Here is an 18968-nt window from a genome sequence, read left to right as displayed (position 1 = left end):
TCCAAGTCGCACGGGAGGGCCTGCGGGAGTCGAGCTCGAGGGCGAGCGCGCCAGCCATGCCAAATCGCGCCAGGTCGCCATAGACCGGGCGCGGCAGCCCGCAGTATCATGGGAGCTATGAACCTCGGCCTTCCCGAAATGATTTTTATCTTCTTGCTGGCCCTGATTATCTTCGGGCCCAAGAAGCTGCCTGAAATCGGCAAGCAGATCGGGAAAGCGATGAACGAGTTCAAGCGCGCCAGCAACGAGTTCAAGTCGCAGATCGAAGGCGAGATCCGCAACCTGGAGCTGGAAGAAGCCACCAAGCGCGAGGCGACGCCGCAGATCCTACCGCCACAAGAAAGTGTACCGAATTCCAGCGCAAGCAACGCGTTGGCGGTGACCGTGCAAGATCGCGCGCGCACGGAGCAGGCGGAAGTCGCGCTTGGGGGCGAGCGCGCTCCAACCGACGCGGAGCATCCTGGACAGGCCAAGGCAGCCGATGTCTGATTTCAATCCCGCCGCGGCACGGCGAGCCGTTTCCGAAAAAATGGCGAGCATGAGCTTCCTCAATCACCTGGAGGAACTGCGGCGGAGAATCATCTGGTCATTGCTGTTCGTGGCGGCCGGTTTCTTTGCCTGCTGGTACTACGCGGAGCGGATTTACGGTTATATGCAGGCGCCGATCATGGAGGCGCTGCGCAACCACCACCTCGCCGAGCGGCTGGTGTACCTGAACCCGACCGAACCGTTCAACATGTACCTGAAGGTGGCGTTCATCGCGGGAGTATTCGTGGCCTCGCCGGCCGTGCTCTACCAGGTGTGGGCGTTCGTCGCGCCTGGCCTCTACCGCCACGAGAAGCGCTACGTGCTGCCCTTCATGTTTTCCTCGGTAGGGCTGTTCATCGGCGGCGGGCTGTTCGGATACAAGATGGTGTACCCGGCGGCGCTGGATTTCCTGATCGGTTACGGCGCGCAATTCCAGCCCATGATCACGATCGGGGAATATACCGACCTGTTCCTGACCATCATCATCGGGCTGGGCATTATCTTCGAAATGCCGATCCTGGTGTTCTTCCTGGCGCTGATGGGAGTGGTAAGCGCGGGATGGATGTGGCGCAACTTGCGCTATTCGATCCTGGTCATTTTCATCATTGCGGCGATCGTCACACCGACCACCGATATCCTGAATATGTGCCTGTTCGCGGCCCCGATGGTGGCGCTGTACGTGGCGAGCATTTTCATCGCCTGGCTGGTGAGCCCGAAGCGGCGACGCTCGCGCCGTGAAGCGGAACAGGCCAGTACGCCGGCAGAGTAAGGAAAGCAATCACGCATCCAGCCCGTTGAGGGGCTGTTCCATCCCGGCGGAACGAGCACGCGCCGAACCCATGAAATTATTGCTAAGCGAAGACGATTGTCCTACTCTGGCGCCGAGATATGGAAGCAACCAGCGCCAAGCCTGAGTTCGAAGAAGGCTCACAGGCTGAGCAAGACCGCAGGGCATTGCAGTCGATGGTGGAGTACCTTTGCACCACGACGCGCGCCGACCGATGTGTCGCCACCCTGAACGCCGGCAGCCCGGGCGCCCTGCGTGCCAGCGCCGGGCTGGCAATCCAAGGTCGCAGCGCGGAAGATCCAATTGCGATCCTGCGGGAACAATGCCTGCAATCCGCCAAACTCATCGATTGCGAGGATGTGATTTCCGACAAGCGCCTCAATGCAGAGGCCTGCCGTGGGAGCGGAATCGGCGCCTTCGTGGCCGCCCCAGTGACGCTGAACTCGCAGCCGCGGGGCGTAGTGGAAATGCATTCGGCGCAAGCCTTCAACTTCATGGAATACGAAATCGAAGTACTGCAACGCGTGGCAGACGCGATTGGCGCCCTGATCTGTAAGTAAGAAGTTATTACTGCAATTCCGGCGGCAGAACGCAGATGTCGGGCAGGTTGCGATAACGTTCGCCGTAATCCATGCCGTATCCCACCACGAATTCATCCGGAATGACAAAGCCCACGTAATCGGCCTGGACGGGCTCGATGCGGCGGCAAGCTTTGTCGAGCAGCACGGCCACCTTCAGACTGCGCGGCTGATGGGCGAGGAAAAGCTTGCGCAGGTATCCCATGGTGAGTCCGGTGTCGAGGATGTCTTCGACGATGATGACGTTCTTGTCGGCCATGGAAGAATCCACGTCCTTATTCATCTTGACTTCACCGCTGGTGCGGGTGCCGGCGCCGTAGCTGGCGACGCTGATGAAGTCGAAGGTCGCGTCCAGCTTGACTTGGCGGGCAATGTCGCCCAGGAAAATCGAGGCGCCTTTGAGAACGCCGACGAAGATGATGGACTGGCCGGCGAAGTCGCGGGTGATCTCCGCCGCCATTTCGCTGACGCGGCGCGCGATCTGGTCCCGGGTGAAGAGCGTTCTCAGCTGTGGAGTCACGGCAGTGGGCGTGGGCATGGACGGGTATTACAACATATTTGGCCACAGAGGGCACAGAGGAACACGGCGGAAAGGAGAAATATTTTATTTGGCAACAGAGGAACACGGCGGAAAAGGCTCTGCGAAATGCATCGACCCCTTCGCTCCGCTCCCGAGATTGAATGCAGGCTGGTAGAATTCTTCGGCCTCGTTTGCATCTGATACGGCAGAAAGGCAGCCATCATGGACTTGAAAGGCGCAAAGCTGACGTGGTTGGGACATGCAACGTTCCGGCTGGAGAGCGGAGGGAGCACCATCCTGATCGATCCCTGGGTGATGGGAAATCCGTCATGCCCGGACAGTGAAAAGAAGATTAAGAAAGTGGACGCGCTGCTGTGCACGCACGGCCACATGGACCATATCGGGGACGCGGTGTCGATCGCAAAGCAGCACAACCCGAAGGTGGTGGGCATATTCGAGCTGGCGCTGTGGATGCAGAAGAAGGGCGCCCAGCATGTCTTGCCAATGAACAAGGGAGGAACGCAGGAGGTGGCGGGAGTGAAGGTCACGATGGTGCAGGCGCAGCACTCGTGCGGCATCCAGGAAGATGACGGAACCATCATTTACGGCGGCGAGGCCTGCGGATACGTCATCGAACTGGACAGCGGGCTGAAGCTATATCACGCGGGGGACACGAACGTGTTCGGCGACATGCGCATCATTCATGAACTGTATCACCCGGAAATCGTGATGCTGCCGATCGGAGACCTTTACACCATGTCGCCTCGAGAGGCGGCCTATGCGTGCCAATTGCTGCGGCCGAAGACGGTGATCCCGATGCACTTCGGAACCTTTCCGGCGCTGACAGGAACGGCGTCGCAGTTCAAGAAGTTGACTTCGGAGGCCGCCTGGGATGTGTTGGAGATGAAACCCGGGCAGACGATCGGGTGAAAGAGTTTGAAATTGGAAATTTGAAAATTGGAAATTTTGTGCAGAAGTACCTGAGTACCAGGTACGTTTGGACACCGAGGTACTGGTTGAGCAAGGGAGATTATGAATAAGACAAAGCGGCCGTCGTGGGCGATGGGCGGAGTCACCGGCGAAGCCGTGGACAACTATATCTATTCGTTGCTGCCGGAAAGCGATCCGGTGCTGCGCAAGATGGAAGAAGAAGCGGCGAAGCGCGACATCCCGATTGTAGGACCGGCCGTGGGCCGGTTGCTGTACATGCTGGCGCGGTTAAGCGGGGCGCGCCGCGTGTTCGAGATGGGCTCCGCGATCGGGTATTCGACAATCTGGTGGGCGCTCGGAGTGGGTGAAGAAGGGCACGTGGTGTACACCGATGGCGACTCCAATCGCGCCATGGAGGCATACAAGAATTTCGAGCAAGCCGGGGTGGAGAAGCGGATCGAAATCAAGGTTGGCGACGCGCTGGAGATTCTGTCGGAACAGAACCTGGAACCGTTCGACATCATCTTTAACGACGTCGACAAGGAGGACTACCCCAAGGTGTTCCGGCTGGCTGTGCCGCGGATACGCCGGGGAGGCTTGTTCGTGACCGACAATGTGCTGTGGAGCGGGCGTGTGGCCGATCCCGCCAATAAAGAGAGGGAGGAGTCGACGCGGGCGATTTTGGAGTTCAACAGGTTGCTGTACGGATCCAAGGAACTGTTTCCAACGATCCTGCCGCTGCGGGATGGAGTGGCAGTGGCGTTGAAGCAGTAGAGAATTCAGTCAGCGGGTTCATCCACACACGCGAGGAAATCGCGTCCTGGCTGCTAGCTCTTAGCCCCTAGCTGCTCGATCGCCGCACTGACCGGATCGTCTTCGATTGCGTTCACCAAGCCGATGCGAAGGGCCTCGCGGGCGTGGATCTTCTCGGCTTCGATCATCATCTGCAGGGCGCGCGTTTTTCCGACCAGGCGCGGCAAGCGCTGCGTTCCACCCCAGCCGGTAATCAATCCCAGCGCGGCGCCACGATGTCCGAAAACGGCATGAGGCGAAGCGATGCGCCTATGGCAGGCTAGCGCCAGGTCCAGCCCGCCTCCCATGCAGTAGCCGGAGACGGCGGCGATGATGGGGGCGGGGAAGCATTCGATTTCGTTCATCAGCGCTTGTCCCATGTGGGAAAACTCGTAGGCCGCAGGGCCGGTGAGGGCGACGATCTCTTCGAGATCGGCGCCGGCGGAAAAGAACTTGTGATTGCCGGTGATGACCAAGGGGCGCGGATCGCGAGCGAGGTCTCGCACGGCGCCAGTGAGCGCGAGGACGCAGGCGCGGGTAAGGCGATTGGTGGAATCGGGGGAAATGATGCGAAGGACGGTAGCGCTGTCCCGCTCGTCGAGGTTGTAGTGAGTTTCCGACATGCAAATTGAACCACGGATTTACACGGTGAACACAGACAAGGCAAGAGATTCTTCCGCTCCGGGGTACTTTCGCCGAAACGCCCGCGGACCTGCGGGCATTCGCCCTCGCTCCGGATGACACAGGTTCAGGGTGCGTTTAATCGTGTTCATCCGTGCAATCTGAGGCGTTCTTGAATTCTAGGTGCTGGCGGGGATGCCGCGCGGTTTGATGTTCTGGCGGATGAACTGGACGATCTCGTCCATAGCGGTGCCGGGCTGAAAGATACCGGCAACGCCTTTTTGCTTCAGCGCGGGAACGTCCTGGTCGGGGATGATGCCGCCGACCAGCACCAGGACGTCGTCCATGTTGTTCTGCTTCAGCAGGTCCATGACGCGGGGCACGATGGCGTTATGGGCGCCGGAAAGAATGGAAAGGCCGATGACGTCAACGTCTTCCTGCAAGGCAGCGTTGACGACCATTTCCGGCGTTTGGCGGAGGCCGGTGTAAATGACCTCCATGCCGGCATCGCGAAGAGCGCGGGCGATGACCTTGGCGCCGCGGTCGTGGCCGTCGAGTCCAGGCTTGGCGACCAGGACACGGATTTTGCGCTCGGCGGGCATGGCAAATCATTATTTAACCACAGAGGACACAGAGAAAACACACTCAAGGCGCAAAGCAGAAGACGCCAGGGTCAAGATAGGAAAGGTGGTCCCGGCGAGGCGCCGGGACCTACGGATCGGAGTCAAGAAGCCTTGGCGCGTCTTGACTTGGTATTCCTAGGTGTTCGCTGTGGCTGAGATTTTGCTTCCGGTTTGTCGGAAGAGCGCCATAAATACCAGCAGGCTAAAGAGCGGTAGGGCTTCCACTTTTCTGAAAATTTCAGGATCTGTTTCGGCTTGGGGACCTTGCGTTTGTTGTAGTGGCGGCAGATGGCCATGTTGATGCCGAGATCGACGGTGGGCATGACGTCGAGACGGCCCAGGGCGAAGATGAGGAACATTTGCGCCGACCAGACGCCGACGCCTTTGACGCGCGTGAGGTGCGCGATGACCTCCTCGTCGGTCATGTTGGGGAGGCTCTCGAAATCAACTTCGCGTGAAATGGTCTTGGCGGCGAGATCGCGAATGTAGCTGAGCTTTTGCCGGGAAAGACCGCAGGAGCGCATCTGCTCCTCGGTCAGCGCAAGGACGGATTCCGGCGTGATGCCGAAGCCGCCATAGAGAGAGCGCTCGGTGTCCTGTCCGTGGACAGCCTTCTCGCAGGCGATTTGCAGGCGCAGGTAGATGGTGCGGGCGGCGGCGCCGGCCAATTGCTGGAAGACGATGGCGCGGACCATGGCTTCGAAGGTTGCGGGACGGCGGTCGAGGCGAAAAGGTCCGATCCGGGCAATGAGTTCCGCCATGACGGGATCGGACTTCTTGAGGTGATCGATGGCGCGGCGCATGACGAAATTATAGATTTACCGGCGCACGCTATAGATTCGCATTCCGGTAAAAACGTGTAAAAGGCTCAGCGGGAGGAGCGACCGCCAACGGCAGCCAGCACGACGCCGCCAATGATGATGGCAACAGAGGCGGGCAGGGGAATGCGGTCGGAAGTCTGGGTCTGAACCCCGATCTTGGCGTCGCCCACCTGGATACCGCTGCTGTGCTGGTGCGGGATGCCGACGAACAAGGAAAGTATTCCGAGGACAATCAGGATCAAGCCGACGGCGAGTAGAGGGCGCATGGGGAGTGAGATGCGCGGCTACTCTGGCGGGCTGCTCACGCCTATTCGGCTCGTGTCGCTATGCGCGGGCGAGAGCGCCCGCGCTCCTACTCTTTGAACGTTTACGCATTATCAAATATTACGTAATGCTGGCTTCCTCGTAGGTGCCGTAGACGTCGCGCAGGGCGTCACAGATTTCGCCGACGGTGGCATAGGCGCGGACAGCGTCGATGATGTAAGGCATGGTATTGGCCTCGGAGATGGAAGCGTCGGGCCTGGCGCGAGGCTCCTCGGCGGAGGCGCGCTTCAGGGCCTCGAGGCGGCGGCGAACTTCGTCGTTGCTGCGGCGTTGGCGCAATTTCTTCAGCTTTTCCGTTTGCTGTTGGGCAACCGACTCATCAATATAGAGAATTTCCGGGGAAGGTTCCTCGATAGCGAACTCGTTGACACCGACGATGATCTTCTCTCGATTTTCCGCGGCACGCTGATACTGGTAGCTGGCTTCGGCGATTTCTTTCTGCGGATAGCCGCGCTCGATGGCCTTGACCATGCCGCCCATGGCGTCCATTTTCTCGAAGTAATCGAAAGCGCCTTTTTCCATGTCCAGCGTCAGGCGCTCGAGGAAAAAAGAGCCGCCGAGCGGATCAATGGTCTGGGTGACCCCGGACTCGTAAGCGATGATTTGCTGCGTCCGCAACGCAATGCGCGCGGCTTCGGCGGTAGGTAGCGCCAGGGCTTCGTCGTAGGCGTCGGTATGCAGCGACTGGGTGCCGCCGAGCACGGCGGCGAGCGCCTGGATGGCGACACGGGCGATGTTGTTCATCGGCTGCTGCGCGGTGAGGGAGACGCCTGCGGTCTGCGTATGGAACCGCATCAGCCGAGTGCGGTCGAGCTTCGCGTGCAGCCGGTCCTTCATCAGGCGGTACCAGATCTTGCGCGCGGCGCGGTACTTGGCGAGCTCCTCGAAAAAATCGTTGTGGGCATTGAAGAAGAAGCTGAGGCGAGGGCCGAATTCATCGACATCGAGTCCGCGGCGGAGCGCCCACTCGACGTATTCCACGCCGTCGTAAATGGTGAAGGCCAATTCCTGCAGCGCGGTGGAGCCCGCTTCCCGAATGTGGTAACCGCTAATGGAGATGGTGTTGAAGCGCGGCGTGAACTTGGACCCGAACTCGAAGGTATCGATCACCAGGCGCATGCTGGGCGCGGGCGGATAGATATATTCCTTCTGCGCGATGTATTCCTTGAGGATGTCGTTCTGGATGGTGCCGGAGATTTTCTTCCAATCCGCTTTCTGCTTTTCCGCAACCACCAGGTACATGGCCCACAGCACCGAGGCGGGCGAGTTGATGGTCATGGAGGTAGTGACGTTCTCAAGATCGATGCCGTTGAAGAGGATCTCCATGTCCTCGAGCGAATCAATGGCAACGCCGCACTTGCCGACCTCGCCTTCGCTGAATGGATGATCGCTGTCGTAGCCCATCAGGGTAGGAAGATCGAATGCGACCGACAACCCGGTGCCACCGCTCGCGAGCAGGTACTTGTAGCGCTCGTTGGTTTCCTCCGGGGAGGCGAAGCCGGAGAACTGGCGCATGGTGAAAAGCTTGCCGCGGTATCCGGTGGCGTGAATGCCGCGGGTGTAGGGAGGCTGGCCCGGGTAGCCAAGATAATCGTCGTACTTCCAGTCTCCTGGCAGGTCGGCCTGGGTATAGAGACGTCGCACGGGATAGTTGGAGATGGTGGTGTAGCGGGCGCGGCCGTGCTGGTCGAGGTTGGTGCCCGTAGCGGCGCCAATGGGCTTTTCCGGCGCCTTCTCCAGGGTCTTCGCCAGCGTGCCCTCGGCCCATTTCTTTTCGGTATCGGAGGGATGACGACCTTCAAAAATGTCGGTGATCGGCGATTCGGCTACAGGTTTGTCCGTGCTCTTGATGTCAGCCATACGCAGTGGCGAAACAAACTACCCATCATATAGAGATGCGGCGGGGCGTAGCAATCGCACGCATTCGGAAAACAGTGCCAGCCCGGAAAAGGTCAAAGTGTTTCCTGGAAACTGCAAACGGTTGCGGTAACGGCCGCCAGGTTACTGAAACAAGCCTTTACATATCAATGGCTTACAAATGCAAGCTATGGCTCTCCGGTTGCGATACTCAGCAGCAGAGTCGACAAGGCGGGGGTACGACCATGGACAAGCTGGAACAAGACGGCCTACAGGCGGGGTGGCCGCGGATTTTGGCTTTATTGACTTGCCTGGTGATGACGCTGGTAGTGGCGGAACAGGGCCTCACGATCGAGAAGCAGCGCGTACTGATCCAGCAGCTGTGGAGCGACAGCAAGCAACTGACGCAGATGCGCGCTCAGGATCTGGCCAAGCAGCACGCGAAAATGAACGTCACCGATCCGAAGGGGCCGTCCAAGCAAGAAAAACGGAAGCCCGAAAAGGTGGCTCCGGCGCCGCAGAAGCCATCCGTGCCGTCCGTGCTGCCGGCGAAACCGGCGCGGATGTTGAAGCAGATCTAACGGGCTTGAGGGACGGGCTGGGCGTCGACCGCTTTCAGCAATTCCGGGGACCAGAGCGCGAGGTGCTGTTTACCTCGCGCATTTATTTCTGCGGCAACGCGGTTATACGAGGCCGGCAGTTTGCGGAAATCCAGCATGCACTGGATCAGGGCGGCGCGCCCGTAGCGTTGCTCGACCAGGACCGCCATCCGGTAGCCCAGTGAATACCATGGGCCGATGCTTCCGAAAAATTTCATCGCCTGCCCGCGAACTTCGTCCTGGCTGGAAAGACGGCCGGAAGATGCGTCGAGGAAGAACTGCTGAACTCGATCCAGATCGGCATTGAAATTCTGCATGTCGCGCTTCCACTCCGCTTGCAACTCCGTCGTATAGGTTGCGACAGGGTCGATGTCCGGACCTCCGGCGGCGGCGAGCATGGCTACCCCTTCTCCGAACGCGCCCATCCACTCGGCGGCGGCACGGGGTCCGGCAGGCAGGGAAGCGATGGCCTGGTCATAAGCTTTGCTGTTGCTGGAAAGGCCGATGTGATGCAGTTCGTGGGCAACGATAATTTCGAAACGCGCCTGGCCCTCGGCGGGATCGAGATAAAGGAAGATGGTTGGGTCCGTTTCCGTATCAAACACGAAGCTGTTGCTTTGCGGTTTAATGACGGGAAAAACCTTCGCGCGAATGACGGACTCGGCGGGCAGGTAGGCCAGCACGCGCTGGGCGGCGGCGTTCAGGTCGGCCTGTTTCCATTCTGCGAGTGTGCGTCGCAGTTCGGCCGAACGCTTCAGGGTTGCGTCAGACAACACGAACTTCTTGAAATCGTCGTCGGTGAAGTCGCGATGCATGTCGGCCTCGCGTCGCTTGAGACGCTGGTAGGGTTCGGTAGCGAACAGTCTTTCCCAATCACCGGTGGCGACGGACTGGCCGGCATTCTGTCTGGCAAGAATCGCGAGGACGGCGTCGGCTTCACTGGTGTCCAATCGGAGTTGGACACGCCTGGATGTGTCGGCAGCAAAAGCGCAGGCAACAGCGGCCAGCAAAAGCATGGCAAGTATGAGTCGGCGCAATGGAACTCTCCGGGAAGTTAGACGGGCTGGAAACTTATTCGTCAACGCTGCGACCAAGTTCCCACGCCTTGGCGTATTTCCAGCTCACGTACACTGAGTGGTAGAGGTGGAGCAGCAAGCCTTCGCGGCCATCGAGGAATCCCAGCCGGAAAACATAGTTGTAGACAAACGTGGCGATCGGGTTGAGGACGATGTTGACCAGATCGAAACCGCGACGGCGGGCTTGATGCAGGTGTTTGGCCTGCATGGTGGAGTAACTGTTCATGTGCGCGATATAGCCGGCCAGCGTGGGATAGGCGTGGTGGAGCATGGCGTGGCGGAGATTGGCGGTTGGGCCGGTGACCTGAATGGTGGGATGAGCGCCGTGCTCGATCCATAGTCCCGCGCCGCGTCGGATGAGGCGCAACTTGCGGTCGGGATAGAAGCCGCCATGACGGATCCAGCGACCGAGAAAGAAATTCTTGCGGGGAATCCAGTAGCCCTGCACCGACGGAGTGGCGGTCAACAGAGCGTGAATTTCCTCTGCCGCAGCGGGTTCCAGCGGCTCGTCCGCATCCAGAGATAAAATCCAATCGCCGCCAGCTTTTTCCAGCGCGGAATTTTTTTGTCCGGCGAAGCCCTTCCATTCCTCGGAAAAGATTTTTGCGCCGTACTGGCGCGCGATGTCGAGAGTGCGGTCGGTTGAACCGGAATCAACGATGATGATTTCGCCGCCGAGATCGCGCACCAGGTCCTTCACGCTTTCCAGAGTGCGCGGAAGGTTTTCTTCCTCATTCAGCGTGATGATGGCAACCGAGAGCACGGCGAGATTGTAGATTGAATTGCGGAATTGCCGAACTGCGGAATTGCAGAATTGCTTTCGTCGCGCGAAGCAATTCTGCAATTTCAATTCCGCAATGTGCTTACTGCAGTTCCGGCGGAGTTGGCTTCTCCGCCGCAGGCGGCTGCTGCGCCGGGGGCTGACCGACAGGACCGGTCGGCGTTGGCGGCAAAGGTTGGGCGGGCTGACCGGCCTGCGGAATGGTCGGCGGAGCCTGCGGATTGTCGGTACGAGGCACGACGCCCGGCACATTCGGGGATTTCTTTACTTGAGCACTTTCGGCATCCGCAATATCGATACCGAGATGACTGAGCGTGACGCCGGTAGCGCGGTCGACTTCGACACGCGATTTTTCGTACGCTGCGCGGGCGCTGACCAGGTTCGATTCCGCCTGCGCCAGGTCACGCTGCGACTGCAGGACGTTGTAATTGGTGGAAGCGCCGAGGAGATATTTTTTCTGCTCGGCATCGAGGCTTTCGGCGGCGAGCTTGGCGCCGGCCTGCGCGGCGTCAACGCGCGCCCGGTTTTGCTCCAGGGAGTACTGGGCGTTGCGCACCTCGATGCGAATCTGGTTCTGCAGCTGCTGCAAGCGCATTTGCGCCTGGCTATATTCCAGTTCGGAGCGAACCTGGTCAGCCTGGGCGCTGCGGTTGCGAATCGGAATGTTGATCGACAGGCCCATCCCCTTGTCGGGAGCGCTGCTGTCGAACAGACCGCCGAATGTGGAGCCGTAGCCGGTGGTCGGAATGGGACTTCCGAATGCAATGCTGGCGGGTGTCCCCACGCCACCCAGCGCCGAAGCACCATAGAAAGCAAACAGGTCCACGGTCGGAAGCAGGGCGCTGCGGGCGCCTTTTTTGTTGATCTCGCGATTGGTGAGGTCAATACGCGACTGTGCCAGTTCCCAGCGGTGGGAGAGCGCGTCGTTGAGCATATCCTGAATCGGCGTGACCGGCTCCGTGCTCGGCATGGACATGGTGTCGGTCGGGATCACCTCGGCGGCGGCAAGCGCGGGATCCTGAAGGTTGCGTGAGAGTGCGTTCTTGGTCAGCAGCTGCTGCAACTGGAGGGCCGTCTGGCTGATGATCAGGTCCTGCTTCGCGGAAGCGACCGCGCTTTGCGAGCGCACGACCTCGATCGGCGCCAGGGTGCCGATCTGCACCTGCTTCTGCGTGTCGCCGAGCAACTGGTTAGCCAGTCCGAGGGAGCGCTCCTTCACGCGCACATCCTCATAGGCATTCACCAGGTCCCAGTAAATGTTCTGGACTTGAGTGACCGTGGAAATCACCTGGCCGCGGAAGGCAACGTCGGCGATTTCGCGGCTGTTCTTCGCCTGCCGGATGAAGCGCAGGTTGGGCGCGATGCCGAAACCCTGCAGAAGATGCTGGCTGATCGTGAGCCGAAAACTGCTGTTGAGCGCCGGGCTCAAAAATGTCCGGGCGCTGTTGGAGGTAACGCGAGAGTTGTTGAACCCCACGCTCATGTTGGTGCCGGTGGCGAATCCCTGGTTATAGGTGAAGTTCGCGGTGCTCGTGTTCTGGTTCAGGGTAGAAACGCCGGCAATGACAGCGTTGGATTGCGGAAAGACGGCGCGTTCAATCTGCAAGGTGCTGCTGACGAACGGGTCGAAAGAAGGAACTGTCGGTCCGACGCCGGTGGTGGAGGTGACCAAACCGCCGGTGCCGGTGCCGGCGCCGCCGGCCGCGCTGCTGGTGCCGCCGGCGCTGGCCCCGGAGGCTCCGGTGCCGAAACCGCCCACGCCGCCTCCGGGCGTGCCGCTGACGATTCCGGCGGCGACGCCGCGGGCAGCGGCGCCCGACTTGGTGCGCAGAATGTCGGTGTCGGCAATGTCGAGGTTATAGCGCGCGATGGCGATGTCGAGATTGTTTTCCAGCGCCAGCGTAATGGCGTCGTCCAGCGAAAGCATAAGCTTGCCGTTCTGGATCAACTGGTCAATGCGCGGGCTGTTGGCGAAATTGGGTGCCGGCACAGTCCGCGCCAGGTAAGGCGCGATGGGATTGGGGAGGGGTGGTGCTCCTCTCGAATAATCGGTTCGCTGTGCCCACGCCGACGAAGCCAGGCATGCCGCAACCGTGAAAGCGATGAGAGTGCCGCGAAACACAAAAAAAGACCTCGATGACATGCTTCTCTCTCCCGTACGTCGTACAGCGTGCATTGCGATAGACTGCCGAAGGTTGCGATTCGTCACCAGGTGATACGCAATTGCCCTCCGGCAGGTTCAAAAAACCGGCAGACGGAGTTTGGGTGCCCCGCTGCATGTTGCAGAAACGCACCAGTATATCTGAGGCGGCGCGGCTCATCGCCTCCATCGAGTAAAGATTGTGTAAACACAGCGGCAGGAGTTTCGTTGCCGGCAAAGTTTCTCGCATGCGTACGCTGAAAATCACGCTCGCCTACGATGGCTCCGAATTCAGCGGCTGGCAGGTGCAGCCGGGCCGGCCGACCATCCAGGGGACGCTGGCCGAGGCGCTGCGCCGGATCACCGGCGAGAGCGTACTGCCGCAGGGCTCAGGACGGACCGATGCCGGCGTGCACGCGCTGGCGCAGGTGGCGTCGTGCACGATGGAAACGTCGATTCCGGATTCCAACCTCGTAATTGCGCTGAATGACATCCTCCCGGCAACCATCCGAGTGATGCAGGTGGAAGAAGTGAAGCCGGAGTTTCATGCTCGAAGGTCGGCACGGGCGAAGACGTATCGATACCGCGTCTTTCGCGGCGACATTTGCCCGCCGTTTCTGGCCAGGCAGGTGTATCACCATCCATATCCGCTGGACGAGCAGGCCATGATGGCTGCGGCGCCTGCAGTCGTCGGCGAGCACGATTTCACGTCATTCGCGGCAGTCGATCCGGAGAAGCGCGACGAGAACGGCGACCGGTCAAATGTGCGGGCCATCTCGGTCTCGAAGTGGGAGCGCGCGGGCGAGGAATTGGTGTACACGGTCCGCGGCAACGGATTTTTACACCACATGGTACGCAACCTGGTGGGAACGTTCCTGCTGGTGGGCAAAAGATCACTGCAGGCGGGCGACGTTGTGCGCATCTTGCAGGCGCGCGACCGCTCGGCGAATCCCGGGGCGACCGCGCCGGCAGGCGGGCTGTACCTGGTCTCGGTGGAATATTGAGACGCATGGCCTCGGATTGGGACCACAGGCTTCGAACCGAAGTGGGAAGCAATTCGGGCAGTTTGAGCGAATCGGCGATACACAATGCCAAGGATGGGGCCTTTGCGTTAATCTGCGGACACATGGCAACGGAACCCCAAGTGGTCGCCCGGCGCATTGTCGCGGTAAATCCCGCTACCGGGGAGACTTTGCGCGAGTTCGATTGCGCGAAGGACGGCGAGGTCGCGGGCGCGGTGGAGCGCGCGCGCAAGGCGCAACTTGCCTGGGAGGCTACCGGAATACAGCGGCGGATCGAGATACTGCGCGCCTTTCAGACGTGCCTTCACGCGAAGAAAGAAGAGGTTGCGCGGCTGATTACCCGCGAGGCCGGCAAGCCTTATGCCGAGGCGTTGGTCCAGGAGGTTGTAGTTGCGCTGGATGCGACGCGCTTCTGCATCGAGCAGGCCCCGGAGATGCTGCGCGCTGAACCGGTGCCGCACAGGAATCCAATCATGAAGGCAAAAGCCGGGCGGCTGTTGCGGCGTCCGCACGGGGTGGTCGGCATCATTTCGCCCTGGAATTTTCCATTCTCCACACCGGCAGGAGAAGTGGTGGCGGCGCTGGTCATGGGGAATGCGGTGGTGCTGAAGCCGTCGGAGTTCACGCCGCTGTGCGCTCTGGAATTGAAATCGTTATTCGAGGCCGCGAAATTGCCCGACGGATTGTTCGAGGTGGTGGTCGGCGACGGCGCAACTGGCGCGGCGCTGATTGCGTCGCCGATCGACAAGCTGGTGTTTACTGGCAGCGTCGCCACTGGGCGGCGAGTTGCCCAGGCTTGTGCGGCACGATTTCTGCCGGTGGTGCTCGAGCTCGGCGGCAAGGATCCCATGCTGGTGCTCGACGATGCCGACCTGGACGTGGCATCGAGCGGCGCGGTGTGGGGAGCGTTCGTCAATGCGGGGCAGGCGTGCTTATCGGTGGAGCGGTGTTACGTGCATCGCAGCTTATATGACCGTTTCGTGGAAATGTGCGTCGAGAAGACGCGAAAGCTTAAGGTCGGCAATGGCGCCGAGCCCGACACTGACATCGGCCCCATGATCCACGAGCGCCAGCTGCGAATCGTGGAGGAGCAGGTGAACGACGCGGTGGCGCATGACGCGCGCGTGCTCGCGGGCGGACGGCGAATAACGGAGTTGGGTCCGAATTTCTACGCGCCCACGGTCATGACTGGAGTGGACCACTCCATGCGGGTCATGCGCGAGGAGACGTTCGGGCCGGTGCTGCCCATCATGGCGTTCGATTCCGACGAGGAAGCCATTCGTCTCGCCAACGACTCGGAATTTGGGCTTGCCGCCAGCGTCTGGACTCGAGACCGCAGCCGTGGCGAGCGGGTGGCGCGGCAAATTTCAGCGGGAACCGTGCTGGTCAACGATGCTGTGGTCGGCTTCGGCATCAGCGAGGCGCCACACGGGGGCGTGAAGTGCAGCGGGATGGGACGCACGCATGGACGCTTGGGTCTGGAAGAGATGGTCTGGACGCAGTATCTCGATTCCGATCGCCTGCCGGGAATGAAAAAAACCTGGTGGTACGGCTATGGGCCAGAGTTCGGGCGACAGATGGAGTCCTTCGCAGACTGGCTTTTCGCGCCCAGGCTGCTCACGCGAATGCGGGGGGCGCTGCGCTCGGCGGGATCACTGTTGCGGAAAAGGTTGTGATTAGGTGCGAGTGATCACGAATTTCCGCCGTGCCCACATCCAGGTGGCAAATCCGACCAACAGCGTAATCGCCAGCACCGCCCCGGCACTACGCTGGATACGCGTCGCCAGCACTGCCATGAACAACAGCGCGAGCACCGCAAAAAAGTTTCCGGCAGGCAGTCGGAATGCGTCAGCCTGAGGCTGCTTTCGCCTCAATGCGGGCAGAGCAGCGGCGACCCCACCGTATACCAGGATTTTGGACAGTGTGGTTAAGACGGCGTTCCATCGAAAATTTCCGGCGATGGAGAAGGCCATTGCCAGGGCGGCAAACAGCAGAATCGAAACATAGGGCGTTTGGAAGCGGGGATGAATGGCGGCAAACCAGCGTGGAAAATCGCCCTGCTCTCCCATGGCGAAGGTCAAGCGTGGGGAGTGCAGCAAGCTGGCACTGAGATATCCATACATTGAAACCAGGGCCCCCGCCGCGACGAACCATCCTCCTACTTGGCCCAGGAATCGCTGTGCCGCGTCGGCGGCGGGTTTGCCACTGGCTGCGGCGTTGGGGAGGATGTGAATGACGACATATTGCAAAGCGACAAACACGAGGGCGGCGGCGGCAATGGAGACAGCAATCGCAAAGGGGAGGTCGCGCCGTGGGTCCCGCGACTCCCCCGTCACTAAGAAAACGGCTTCGAATCCACCGTAGGCGTACACCATCAGGACAATGCTGTCGAACCAATCGCCAACGCTGGCCGAAATCGCCGGCGGGATACTGCGTAGGGCGGGATGGAGCACTAGCGCCAATCCGCAACCTGCGATTAGAAACGCCAGGAGACCGAGTTTGGCTGCGCTGAAAAAGTTGCTCACGGTGGTCGCGCCACTCACGCCCAGATAGTTCACTATGGCCAGGAAGGAGATCAGCGAGAGTAATAGAATCGCTCGCGGCAACGGGGCTTCAATGCCGGGGAAAAATTGCGTGCTGTAGGAGATGAACAGGTCTGCAACAGCCGAGGTGGCGGCGATGCGCGACAGCCACATCATCCAGCCGATCTGGATAGCGACAAACGGCCCGAATGCCGCCCGCGCGTAGAGATACGGTCCTCCCGTCTCGCGAAATTGTGAACCCACCTCTGCCATACAAGCGGCGATGACGCCCACGCCTACGCCGGCAATCAGATAACCGGGTACGCTCCACGCGCCGAGTCGTGCGGCCAAAAGCGATGGAAGACCGAATACGCTGGCGCCGATGATGGTGTTGAACATCAGCGCCGCCAGGCTCCAGCGCCCGATGGCGCGAACCAGGCCAGTCTCGTGGATTGCTGGTGGGGCAGGCATTTTTGTTGGACCTGGGTCGCGGGACGTCCGGCCGGAATCCGCCGGCCAGGGGCTCACGACCTTCGACAAAATCCGGCTATTCTAATGCGGCTGCCTGCTGCGGCAGCTACAATCCTCTTCCTTCTTCGCGGATTGACCAGTAAAATGGCCTGTTTTCATCACAATTTTCGCGATCTTTCAGAAAGAACCAATGGCGACCGCCCCCATGCAAACAGACAGCGTTAACTCCGGCAACGTGCCCCAACTTGCAAAGCACAAGATCAAGATCAAGAAACCCGGGCAACGCGCCTGCAATGAAAAAGACGCCAAAGGAAAGCTCTGCGGTGGACACCTGAAGCGCTGGTTCTACACGAGCGACGTGCTGGAAAAAGCCTGCGGTGATGTGGAACAGGCGTTCGGCCCCAACGCCGAGATTTACCGTTGCGAGCACTGCCGCACGCTCTACCTGCCCAATCCGAAGGATCCGAGCGGGCTCAATGTCGCCGGGCGCGGCGAGATATCGACCTTCGGTCTGACCCTGCCCCCGAAGGATACGAAGTAGATGAGGAGGCGCCGGTTTTGGCACAGGGGTGCAGCGCCGCCAACCGGGCCGGTGGAGACTCTCCCGTCGCAGTTGAGTGCGGAAGACAGCGTTCCGCGGGGTAAACAGCGCATCTAAGCGGATGAGCGTGAAAGCGTCGGAGCTGATTTACGACTGGAACAACGTGCCCGGGCCGGATTTCAAGCCGGGCGGGCCGGTGTTGCTCAATGACGAATCGCTGCGCGACGGGCTGCAATCGCCGTCGGTGCGCGATCCCTCCATTGCAGAGAAAATCGAAATCCTTCACCTGATGGAGACGCTGGGCATCAACTCGCTCGACATCGGCCTGCCCGGCGCCGGACCACGCGCGGTGGAGCACGCCACCGCCCTGGCACGCGAGATCGCCGGCAATAAAATGAAGATCAAGGCCAATTGCGCGGCGCGGACGCACGAGAACGATATTCGTCCTATCGCCGAGATCGCGCAAAAGACCGGCCTGGAGATTGAGGCCGCAACCTTCATCGGCTCCAGTCCGATCCGACGCTATACGGAGGGGTGGAGCGAGGACTTCCTGCTGCAGACGACGGAGAAAGCGGTGAAGTACGCGGTGTCGCTGGGGCTGCCCGTCATGTACGTGACCGAGGACACCACCCGCTGTGACCCGGCGACGGTGAAGAAGCTGTATGCGACGGCGATCAACTGCGGGGCGCGAGCAATCGTGATCTGCGACACCTGCGGTCACGCCACGCCCATGGGCGCGCTGCACCTGGTGCGCTACGTGGTCAAGGAAGTCGTGGTGCCGTCGGGCATGATGATCCGCGTGGACTGGCACGGCCACTGTGACCGCGGCATGGCTTTGGCAAATTCGCTGGCGGCGTTGATGGGCGGGGCACATTGCGTGCATGCCTGCGGCCTCGGCATCGGCGAGCGCGTGGGCAACACGCAGATGGACCAGATGCTGGTCAATCTGAAGCTGATGGGGATTCCACCGTGGAATGACCAGGACCTTTCCAAGCTGAAGGATTATTGCGTGGCGATCGCGCGCGCAACCGGCCTGCCGATTCCGCGCAACTACCCGGTGGTCGGCGAAGACGCCTACCGCACCGGTACCGGCGTGCACGCAGCGGCGGTCATCAAGGCCTACAAAAAGAACGACGTCGAACTGGCGAACAACGTATACTCCGGCGTTCCAGCGCACTATTTCGGCTTGGAACAGATTATCGAGATCGGCCCGATGAGCGGAAAGTCCAACATTGTTTTCTGGCTGGAGCGCCGCGGCCTGGACCCCACCAGCGAGGTGGTGGAGCGCATCTACCAGCGCGCCAAGAGGTCGGACCGAATGCTGACCGAAAACGAGATCCTCGAATGTTGCCAGCCCTCGGCATCCGCGACTCATTGAGTTCCTCGTTTCAAGTTAGGTAAGATCCCAATTTGCCCATGGCGAATCCCATGCCAG

The 18968-nt window shown here is 60.4% G+C and carries 20 protein-coding genes; 10 read left to right on the top strand and 10 right to left on the bottom strand.

Annotated elements, in window-relative coordinates:
- The first annotated feature begins 117 nt into the window (after window positions 1–117).
- The 3 genes from VFI82_10450 to VFI82_10440 all read left to right on the top strand — a co-directional run bounded on the left by VFI82_10450 (window position 118) and on the right by VFI82_10440 (window position 1875).
- Window positions 118–489, top strand: coding sequence for a TatA/E family twin arginine-targeting protein translocase (locus tag VFI82_10450; GenBank protein ID HET7185096.1), 372 nt, complete (start codon window positions 118–120; stop codon window positions 487–489).
- Entirely contained in the window at window positions 482–1297 is an 816-nt protein-coding gene (gene tatC, locus VFI82_10445; protein HET7185095.1) for a twin-arginine translocase subunit TatC, read from the top strand. The genes VFI82_10450 and tatC overlap by 8 nt, the downstream gene beginning before the upstream one ends.
- A gap of 119 nt (window positions 1298–1416) precedes the next feature.
- A complete protein-coding gene (locus VFI82_10440) occupies window positions 1417–1875 on the top strand; it encodes a GAF domain-containing protein (GenBank protein ID HET7185094.1) in 459 nt (152 codons plus the stop codon).
- Between the two features lie 7 nt (window positions 1876–1882).
- Here the strand turns inward: VFI82_10440 and hpt are convergent, their stop codons facing one another.
- The gene (hpt, locus tag VFI82_10435) at window positions 1883–2431 is read right to left on the bottom strand and encodes a hypoxanthine phosphoribosyltransferase (protein HET7185093.1); all 549 of its coding nucleotides are present in this window, start codon (window positions 2429–2431) and stop codon (window positions 1883–1885) included.
- 204 nt (window positions 2432–2635) lie between these two features.
- On the opposite strand from hpt, the gene VFI82_10430 reads away from it, so the two are divergent.
- Together VFI82_10430 and VFI82_10425 are read left to right on the top strand one after the other, a co-directional pair.
- The gene (locus tag VFI82_10430; GenBank protein HET7185092.1) at window positions 2636–3343 is read left to right on the top strand and encodes a metal-dependent hydrolase; all 708 of its coding nucleotides are present in this window, start codon (window positions 2636–2638) and stop codon (window positions 3341–3343) included.
- 102 nt (window positions 3344–3445) lie between these two features.
- Window positions 3446–4117: an O-methyltransferase gene (locus tag VFI82_10425; GenBank protein ID HET7185091.1), complete on the top strand. Its 672-nt coding sequence runs from the start codon at window positions 3446–3448 to the stop codon at window positions 4115–4117.
- 53 nt (window positions 4118–4170) lie between these two features.
- Here VFI82_10425 and VFI82_10420 read toward each other — a convergent pair whose 3' ends face one another.
- The 5 genes from VFI82_10420 to VFI82_10400 all read right to left on the bottom strand — a co-directional run bounded on the left by VFI82_10420 (window position 4171) and on the right by VFI82_10400 (window position 8384).
- Window positions 4171–4758 (bottom strand): enoyl-CoA hydratase/isomerase family protein, encoded by a 588-nt coding sequence (locus tag VFI82_10420; protein ID HET7185090.1) that lies wholly within the window; start codon window positions 4756–4758, stop codon window positions 4171–4173.
- A gap of 177 nt (window positions 4759–4935) precedes the next feature.
- Complete coding sequence (locus tag VFI82_10415) at window positions 4936–5358, bottom strand: cobalamin B12-binding domain-containing protein (protein ID HET7185089.1); 423 nt, start codon at window positions 5356–5358, stop codon at window positions 4936–4938.
- A 122-nt stretch (window positions 5359–5480) separates the two neighbouring features.
- Entirely contained in the window at window positions 5481–6182 is a 702-nt protein-coding gene (locus tag VFI82_10410) for a DNA-3-methyladenine glycosylase (protein HET7185088.1), read from the bottom strand.
- 65 nt (window positions 6183–6247) lie between these two features.
- On the bottom strand, window positions 6248–6466 hold the full coding sequence (locus VFI82_10405) for a hypothetical protein (protein HET7185087.1): 219 nt from the start codon (window positions 6464–6466) through the stop codon (window positions 6248–6250).
- A 118-nt stretch (window positions 6467–6584) separates the two neighbouring features.
- On the bottom strand, window positions 6585–8384 hold the full coding sequence (locus tag VFI82_10400) for a methylmalonyl-CoA mutase family protein (GenBank protein HET7185086.1): 1800 nt from the start codon (window positions 8382–8384) through the stop codon (window positions 6585–6587).
- A gap of 242 nt (window positions 8385–8626) precedes the next feature.
- Between VFI82_10400 and VFI82_10395 the strand changes: the two genes are divergently transcribed.
- Complete coding sequence (locus VFI82_10395; protein HET7185085.1) at window positions 8627–8962, top strand: hypothetical protein; 336 nt, start codon at window positions 8627–8629, stop codon at window positions 8960–8962.
- Here the strand turns inward: VFI82_10395 and VFI82_10390 are convergent.
- The 3 genes from VFI82_10390 to VFI82_10380 all read right to left on the bottom strand — a co-directional run bounded on the left by VFI82_10390 (window position 8959) and on the right by VFI82_10380 (window position 12980).
- Window positions 8959–9996, bottom strand: a complete 1038-nt coding sequence (locus VFI82_10390) for a DUF5700 domain-containing putative Zn-dependent protease (protein ID HET7185084.1) — start codon at window positions 9994–9996, stop codon at window positions 8959–8961. The genes VFI82_10395 and VFI82_10390 overlap by 4 nt on opposite strands.
- 55 nt (window positions 9997–10051) lie before the next feature.
- Window positions 10052–10819, bottom strand: a complete 768-nt coding sequence (locus tag VFI82_10385; protein HET7185083.1) for a glycosyltransferase family 2 protein — start codon at window positions 10817–10819, stop codon at window positions 10052–10054.
- 100 nt (window positions 10820–10919) lie between these two features.
- Entirely contained in the window at window positions 10920–12980 is a 2061-nt protein-coding gene (locus VFI82_10380; GenBank protein HET7185082.1) for a TolC family protein, read from the bottom strand.
- Window positions 12981–13225: 245 nt separating this feature from the next.
- Between VFI82_10380 and truA the strand changes: the two genes are divergently transcribed.
- Together truA and VFI82_10370 are read left to right on the top strand one after the other, a co-directional pair.
- Window positions 13226–13981: a tRNA pseudouridine(38-40) synthase TruA gene (truA, locus tag VFI82_10375; protein HET7185081.1), complete on the top strand. Its 756-nt coding sequence runs from the start codon at window positions 13226–13228 to the stop codon at window positions 13979–13981.
- A gap of 122 nt (window positions 13982–14103) precedes the next feature.
- A complete protein-coding gene (locus VFI82_10370) occupies window positions 14104–15675 on the top strand; it encodes an aldehyde dehydrogenase family protein (protein HET7185080.1) in 1572 nt (523 codons plus the stop codon).
- Here VFI82_10370 and VFI82_10365 read toward each other — a convergent pair whose 3' ends face one another.
- Window positions 15676–16992: an amino acid permease gene (locus VFI82_10365; GenBank protein HET7185079.1), complete on the bottom strand. Its 1317-nt coding sequence runs from the start codon at window positions 16990–16992 to the stop codon at window positions 15676–15678. It abuts the gene before it with no gap.
- 190 nt (window positions 16993–17182) lie between these two features.
- Between VFI82_10365 and VFI82_10360 the strand changes: the two genes are divergently transcribed.
- Both VFI82_10360 and VFI82_10355 read left to right on the top strand, forming a co-directional pair.
- Entirely contained in the window at window positions 17183–17533 is a 351-nt protein-coding gene (locus tag VFI82_10360) for a hypothetical protein (GenBank protein ID HET7185078.1), read from the top strand.
- 127 nt (window positions 17534–17660) lie between these two features.
- Window positions 17661–18911, top strand: coding sequence for a hypothetical protein (locus VFI82_10355; GenBank protein HET7185077.1), 1251 nt, complete (start codon window positions 17661–17663; stop codon window positions 18909–18911).
- The last annotated feature ends 57 nt before the right edge of the window (window positions 18912–18968 follow it).

The organism is Terriglobales bacterium (assembly GCA_035691485.1).
Classification (GTDB): Bacteria; Acidobacteriota; Terriglobia; order Terriglobales; family Acidobacteriaceae; genus JAIQGF01.
This window is presented reverse-complemented; position numbering and strand designations above follow the sequence as displayed.

Coding starts and splice junctions, on each gene's coding strand:
- VFI82_10450 (HET7185096.1), top strand. CDS start 118: ATGAACCTCGGCCTTCCCGAAATGATTTTTATCTTCTTGCTGGCCCTG.
- tatC (HET7185095.1), top strand. CDS start 482: ATGTCTGATTTCAATCCCGCCGCGGCACGGCGAGCCGTTTCCGAAAAA.
- VFI82_10440 (HET7185094.1), top strand. CDS start 1,417: ATGGAAGCAACCAGCGCCAAGCCTGAGTTCGAAGAAGGCTCACAGGCT.
- hpt (HET7185093.1), bottom strand. CDS start 2,431: ATGCCCACGCCCACTGCCGTGACTCCACAGCTGAGAACGCTCTTCACC.
- VFI82_10430 (HET7185092.1), top strand. CDS start 2,636: ATGGACTTGAAAGGCGCAAAGCTGACGTGGTTGGGACATGCAACGTTC.
- VFI82_10425 (HET7185091.1), top strand. CDS start 3,446: ATGAATAAGACAAAGCGGCCGTCGTGGGCGATGGGCGGAGTCACCGGC.
- VFI82_10420 (HET7185090.1), bottom strand. CDS start 4,758: ATGTCGGAAACTCACTACAACCTCGACGAGCGGGACAGCGCTACCGTC.
- VFI82_10415 (HET7185089.1), bottom strand. CDS start 5,358: ATGCCCGCCGAGCGCAAAATCCGTGTCCTGGTCGCCAAGCCTGGACTC.
- VFI82_10410 (HET7185088.1), bottom strand. CDS start 6,182: ATGCGCCGCGCCATCGATCACCTCAAGAAGTCCGATCCCGTCATGGCG.
- VFI82_10405 (HET7185087.1), bottom strand. CDS start 6,466: ATGCGCCCTCTACTCGCCGTCGGCTTGATCCTGATTGTCCTCGGAATA.
- VFI82_10400 (HET7185086.1), bottom strand. CDS start 8,384: ATGGCTGACATCAAGAGCACGGACAAACCTGTAGCCGAATCGCCGATC.
- VFI82_10395 (HET7185085.1), top strand. CDS start 8,627: ATGGACAAGCTGGAACAAGACGGCCTACAGGCGGGGTGGCCGCGGATT.
- VFI82_10390 (HET7185084.1), bottom strand. CDS start 9,996: ATGCTTTTGCTGGCCGCTGTTGCCTGCGCTTTTGCTGCCGACACATCC.
- VFI82_10380 (HET7185082.1), bottom strand. CDS start 12,980: ATGTCATCGAGGTCTTTTTTTGTGTTTCGCGGCACTCTCATCGCTTTC.
- truA (HET7185081.1), top strand. CDS start 13,226: ATGCGTACGCTGAAAATCACGCTCGCCTACGATGGCTCCGAATTCAGC.
- VFI82_10370 (HET7185080.1), top strand. CDS start 14,104: ATGGCAACGGAACCCCAAGTGGTCGCCCGGCGCATTGTCGCGGTAAAT.
- VFI82_10365 (HET7185079.1), bottom strand. CDS start 16,992: ATGCCTGCCCCACCAGCAATCCACGAGACTGGCCTGGTTCGCGCCATC.
- VFI82_10360 (HET7185078.1), top strand. CDS start 17,183: ATGGCGACCGCCCCCATGCAAACAGACAGCGTTAACTCCGGCAACGTG.